The sequence below is a fragment of the Treponema sp. R6D11 genome, from assembly GCF_054786075.1.
On sequence record NZ_BDHD01000916.1, the window covers coordinates 1 to 448 of the forward strand.

1 protein-coding gene is annotated in these 448 nt (G+C 55.8%); it reads left to right on the plus strand.

Translation table 11 applies throughout. The features are described from left to right. On the plus strand, positions 1-390 hold a 390-nt coding region (locus tag ACYVTD_RS16795), incomplete at its 5' end, for a tRNA-dihydrouridine synthase (RefSeq protein WP_461248792.1). Positions 391-448 lie beyond the last annotated feature (58 nt).

Sequence of the window (448 nt, forward strand, 5' to 3'; positions counted from 1 at the left end):
GATCTCGCGTCGCGGCTTAGCGTTCCCGTAGCGGGATCGGGCGATCTTTATGCGCCGGAGGACGCGCTTAAAATGCTTAAGGAGACGAAGTGCGCGGCAATTATGTTCGCCAGGGGCGCGATGGGAAACCCGTTTGTTTTTTCGCAGACCCGGTCCCTGCTGGAAACGGGCGCGTGGGAGCCGGCCCCATTTTCCGCGCGGATAGCGGCAGCAATGCGCCACTTGGAAACGCTCGCCGCGGACATCGGGGAGCGCACCGCCTGCCTTGAAATGCGGAAACAGTTCTGCGCATACACAAAAGGCGTCGTTGGCGGCGCGGCTTTACGCGAGAAGGCGGTTCACGCGGAAACGGTTGAAGAATACCGGCGGATTGTCGAGGAATTTCATTGATTGTATTTTCCACGCAAATAATATACTATTATGGAAAAACAAAGGTGAGGTATTATTA